The sequence below is a fragment of the Intestinibacter sp. genome, from assembly GCF_034113885.1.
Classification (GTDB): domain Bacteria; phylum Bacillota; class Clostridia; order Peptostreptococcales; family Peptostreptococcaceae; genus Intestinibacter.
On record NZ_JAXEWM010000166.1, the window covers coordinates 1 to 5,997 of the forward strand.

General features: G+C 32.1%; 3 protein-coding genes. All 3 read right to left on the minus strand.

Going from position 1 to position 5,997, the window contains the following annotated elements; translation table 11 throughout:
- Positions 1–211 precede the first annotated feature (211 nt).
- The 3 genes from SPD90_RS10385 to SPD90_RS10395 all read right to left on the minus strand — a co-directional run bounded on the left by SPD90_RS10385 (position 212) and on the right by SPD90_RS10395 (position 5,971).
- Complete coding sequence (locus tag SPD90_RS10385) at positions 212–3,460, minus strand: ABC transporter permease (protein WP_320925177.1); 3,249 nt, start codon at positions 3,458–3,460, stop codon at positions 212–214.
- A gap of 1 nt (position 3,461) precedes the next feature.
- A complete protein-coding gene (locus SPD90_RS10390; RefSeq protein ID WP_334301802.1) occupies positions 3,462–4,121 on the minus strand; it encodes an ABC transporter ATP-binding protein in 660 nt (219 codons plus the stop codon).
- 191 nt (positions 4,122–4,312) lie between these two features.
- The gene (locus SPD90_RS10395; protein ID WP_320925179.1) at positions 4,313–5,971 is read right to left on the minus strand and encodes a ribonuclease J; all 1,659 of its coding nucleotides are present in this window, start codon (positions 5,969–5,971) and stop codon (positions 4,313–4,315) included.
- Positions 5,972–5,997: the final 26 nt, after the last annotated feature.

The following is a 5,997-nucleotide window of genomic DNA, read 5'->3' on the forward strand; positions in this document are numbered from 1 at the left end:
CTATATCAGCCCAGCAATCTTGGAATGCTAGGAATAGGAAGAATAATATTATTATCCACCATCCCATGCCAAAGAATCCTCCATCGCATCCACAGCCTCCAAAAAATCTATCTAACATATATTGTACCCCCTTGTTGATGAAAATTTGTTTCTAAAATATATTATGAGGGCTACCATGTTTTTGACATTGATTTTTAAAAAATAATTTTTATTAATCTACTGATTTTAGAGATTCAACCATTTTTACTCTTTTCAACTTGAAGTACATCACAAAGTTTACTATAAAAGAAAGTACTACAGTTAAAATAGCCGCTATTACATAGCTCTTCGGACTTATAATTCTACCAAACATCATTGATTTTATCTCGACGGTTATCATAATATACTGGTGAAGTATTTTTCCAAGTCCAAGTCCAAATACTATACCTACTAGAGTTAATAATATATTTTCTCTGTAAATATATGCCGCTGTCTCTCCATCGTAGAAGCCTAGGACTTTAATTGTCGCAATTTCTCTAACTCTCTCTGAAATATTTACATTTGTTAAGTTGTATAAAACTACAAATGCTAAAGCTCCAGCTGAAATTATTATGACTAAAACTACATAATTTAAGTTTTTAATTGTGTTGCTAAATGTCTCTTTAGATGCAGTGTTAAATACTACCCCTGATACTGAATCCATTTTATTTATTTCCTCTGATAATTTTTCTTCTGTTTTTGATGAAGTATCATTTAAAGTACATAAAACTTTATTGTTAGATGGAACATTATTAAATAGTTTATTATAATAATCTTTTGTCATATATGCATAATGTGACAAATAATTTTCTGTTATCCCAATGATTTTTGCCTCTGCAGTAATGTCATCGCCATTTTTTAATTTTATAGTATCACCTACTGATGCATCTAATGTTCTAGCTGTTTTCTCACTAAGAATTAATCCATCATTATTTAGTGAAAGCTTTTTGTGTCCAATTCTTTCTCTAAGATTAATAAATTTTCCAAATTCGTCTAAGTTATCTGGTATTACGATTTTTACATCTTCACTTGCTACATCAGTTTTTACTTCTCCATTTTCATATACAAATAATCCGTAGCCTTTAATTTTTCCATTTTCATCCAATTGTTTAACTAAATCTTCAGTTTCCTTTTCAGTTATATCATTTGAAGCTGCAATTTCCATATCGTATTTAAATAGTTCTCCGTATTGTCCTGACACTATCATTTGTATAGAATCCTTTACTCCAAATCCTGTAACTATAAGAGCTGTACATCCAGCAATTCCAAGCACTGTCATTAAAAATCTCTTTTTATATCTGAATATATTTCTAAAAGTTACCTTACTTATAAAACTCAATCTATTCCATATAAAGCCTATTCTTTCAAGTAAAATTCTCTTACCATTTTTAGGCGCCTTAGGTCTCATAAGTGTAGAAGGCTCTTCTAATAGTTCCTTTCTACAAGCTAAGTATGCAGAAAGCGTAGTAACTAAAACGGCAACTAAAGTAATTCCAACGGCAAGCTTGAAGTCAATTGCAAATTGCATAGTTGGTAAGGTGTACATCATTCCATAAGCATAGAAAATTACAAGTGGGAATACTGTAAATCCTATTATTAATCCTAAGATACTTCCTGCAATACTTGCACTAAATGCATATAGTATGTATTTTTTAGCTATGTCAAATACTGTATATCCCAATGCTTTTAGTGTTCCTATATTTATTCTCTGCTCATCGACCATTCTAGTCATAGTCGTCAAGCATACAAGTGCTGCTACTGCAAAGAAAAATACAGGGAATATCTTAGCTAAGGCATCTATACTATTTGCACAGCCTTCGTACTCTGCAAATGATCTATGGCTATCTCTGTCTAAAACATACCATGTTGGATGTTCTATTTTATTAATTTCTTTTTGAGCATCGTCGATTTTCTTTTTTGCCTTTGACAATTCTTTTTCTGCTTTTTCTTTATTTTTGTCTAGAGTTTCTTGCCCTTCTTTTAATTTTTTTTCTCCATCTTCGATTTTTTGCTCTGCCTTTTTAATTTCTGCATTAGCTGTTTGTTCAGATTTTTTTAACTTCGCCTCTGACTGTTTTATTTTTTCTTCACTTGAATCTAGCTTTTGTTTAGTTTTATTTAATTCGTTTTCCCCATCCTTTAGAGCTTGCTTTTGTTTAGACAATTCATTCTTACCTGATGATATTCCTAGAGTTAATTGTTCTAAGTTAGCATTCATAGTATCTAATTGACTTTGATAGTAAGCCTTTTGTTCTTCAGGTAGAGTAGGATCACTTAATGCAAGATTAATTTGAGCTATGCCCTCCTCTAGCTGTGATTTTTGTGATTCTAATTCTTCAATTTGCGCCTCTGCCTTTGCAAATTCTTTTTCAGCAGTCGCTTTTTTCTGATTGAATTCTTTTAATGCACTTTGATATTGTTTTTTACCTGATTCAAGTTGTTCTTTTGCATCTTCTATTTGAGCTTTTCCATTTGCTATTTCTCTCTTCGCCTTGGCTTTTTGAGATTTTAATTCAGCCTTCCCATCTTCTAGCTCTGCTTTAGATTCGTCTATTTTATCCTGTGCATCATTTAGTTCTTTTTCAACTTTTTGTTTATTTTCTTCGTATTCTTCTTTAGCATCGTCTAGCTCTGCTTGAGCTTCTGATACAACTTGATTATATCTAGCATCTATTCGTTCATCTGTAATAGCATCTATATCATCTACAACAGAATCGATAAGCTCTTGATACTCATCTGAATATGTATCTAGCTTATCTGCTCCTTTTACAGTTAAATAAATATCAGTATATACATCTAATTTAAAATCGTCATCTAAGATCATCATTGCGCCTTGTATTTTTCCACTTCCTATAGATGTATTTCCCTTTTCATGTGATAAATAATAAGGAGTATTTACATATCCTACAACCTTGTATTGTTTTTTATTTAAGGTTTCGCCTATATCCTCATCTGTACCAGAGCTAATAGTTATAGTACTTCCTATAGGATAATTTAAAAATTGATATTTTGATTTTTCAATTACACATTCTCCACTTTTTTGAGGAAGTCTTCCTTCGACTACATTTAGTCGATTCATATAATCCTCATTATTTTGTTCTAAATCCTCTAAATTTATGCTCTGAATTTGAACTACACTGTCCTTGTCACTGTAATTTGAAATTGCATCGATAGAATAGGTTCCTTTTATTCCATCGACATTTTTTATCCTCTTGAGTGCATCTACATCATCATCTGTAAGCCCTAAAGTAGATGTAACTCTAATATCCATCAAATTATAATCATCATAGTAGGAATCAGATGTCTTCTTCATAACTAGAGGAGATGCTTTTATTCCCGAGAAAAATGCAACTCCCAACGTAACAATTAGTAAAATAGAAATAAATCTTCCCTTAGAATTTTTTATATCCCTTATAAAGTCCTTTGTAAGTACGTTTTTCATATTACCATTCAATCCTTTCTACAGGAGTTGGATTTTCATTTACGACTACGCTTTCTATTTTACCGTTTTTTACTCTTATTACTTTGTCACCCATCGGTGTTAAGGCTAAGTTATGTGTGATTATTATTACTGTCATCTTCATTTTTCTACATGTGTCTTGTAGTAATTTTAAAATTGATTTACCTGTGTTGTAATCTAGTGCTCCAGTTGGCTCATCACATAGAAGAAGCTTTGGATTTTTAGCAAGAGCCCTTGCTATTGCCACTCTCTGCTGTTCTCCACCTGATAATTGTGCTGGGAAATTGTCCTTTCTGTCGGCTAATCCTACAGCCTCCATGACTTCATCTATATCCAGCGGATCTTTGCAAATTTGAGTAGCTAGCTCTACATTTTCCTTTGCAGTTAAATTTTGAACTAGATTGTAAAACTGAAATACAAATCCAATATCGTATCTTCTATAAGTAATCAACTCTTTATTTGAGTAATTATTTATATACTTATTGTCGACTATAATTTGACCACTGCTAGGACTATCCATACCACCTAATATATTTAGTATCGTACTTTTTCCGGCACCACTTGCACCTGCAACTACTACAAATTCTCCCTTATCAACAGAGAAGTTGACTCCACTTAAAGCTTCTATCTTGACCTCTCCCATCTGATAAACCTTTTTTACATCTCTAAATTCAATGTATTTACTCAATAAACTTCCCCTCTATTCTCTAAATTTTAAATTGTTTTTATAGCAATTATATCTAAGTAATTATTATACTATTTTCATTACTATTTAATAATAACTCATTTTTTTTTATAATAAAATCTTTATTTTAAATATTAATAATGTAGATTTTACACATCCATTATTATAGGAAATACACTTGGTCTTCTTTTAGTTTTTTCAAATAACAATAGCTCAACTGCTTTTCTGACGCTAGTTTTTAATATCTGCCATTGAGTCGATTTGTCATCTAGACACTCTTCTATTTTTTGTCTTGAAATTTCCTTTATTTCGTTTATTAAATTTTCGTTTTCTCTAGCATATATAAATCCTCTAGTTATTACATCTGGTCCTGAGGCAAGATAAAAATTATCCTTGTCTATTGCAAATACAATTATTACCATACCGTCTCTAGCAAGATTTCTCCTATCTCTTAAAACTATATTGCCTACATCGCCTACACCTATTCCATCTACATATAAAACTCCTGTACGAACTTTCTCACCTACAACAGCCTTGTCTTTTGTTATTTCAAGTACATCTCCTGTTTCTAGTTTGAATATATTTTCTCCCTTCATTCCCATTTTTTTAGCCAAATCCTCGTGGTGCTTTAGATGGCGATATTCACCGTGAACAGGCATAAAATATTTAGGCTTTGTGATAGAGTGAATTAGCTTTAGCTCCTCTTGATAGGCATGTCCCGAAACATGTACGTCTTCTAAATCTTCATATATTACCTCAGCGCCTTTTTTATAGAGCTGATTTATGACCTTAGAAATCATCTTGCCGTTGCCTGGAATAGGAGATGCTGAAATTATAAATAAATCATCTGGCTCCAAAGTTATCTTCTTGTGAGTCCCATAAGCAATTCTAGAAAGTCCCGCCATCGGCTCTCCTTGACTTCCTGTAGTTATTATAGTTATTTTAGAGCCATAGCTGTCTATTTCGTCTAAATCAATTAGAGACTCCTCTGGTATATGAAGATAGCCTAGCTCCATAGCCACATTGCTTACATTTTCCATACTCCTTCCACTAAAGCATATTTTTCTATTTTCTCTCAAGGATGCATCTACTATCTGTTGAATTCTATGTATATTAGATGCAAATGTAGCCACTATTACTCTTCCCTTTGCATTATTTAGAATTCTATTTAAAGTTTCGCCTATTGTCCTTTCTGATAGAGAATGACCGCTTCTATCTACATTAGTGCTATCCGCCATCAAAAGCAAAATTCCATTTTCTCCTAATTCTGAAAATCTATTTAAATCCATAACTCTGCCGTCAATTGGAGTATAATCTATTTTGAAGTCGCCAGTATGAACAACTGTGCCCAATGGAGTAAAAATTGCAAGAGAACATGAATCAGCTATACTATGTGTAGCTCTTATAAATTCCACACTTAATTTATTAAAATTTACTACATCTCCTTCTTTAACAGGAATTAAATTCGCCGTATCTATAATTTTGTGTTCCTCTAATTTACACGCAATAAGTCCAATAGTCAGGCGAGTTGCGTATATATCCATATTTAGCTGTCTTAAAATATACGGTATTGAGCCTATATGATCCTCGTGTCCATGAGTTATGAACAGCCCCTTTATTTTATCTTTGTTTTCTAATAAATAAGTTATATCTGGAATAACTAAATCTATCCCCAGCATATCGTCGTCTGGAAATGAAACTCCACAATCTATTACTATTATTTCGTCCTCGTATTCTATCGCTGTTATATTTTTGCCTATTTCACCTAGCCCACCAAGTGGAATTATCTTTAATGTATCTCTTTTCATACTATTATCCTCACTAAATTTCTAAT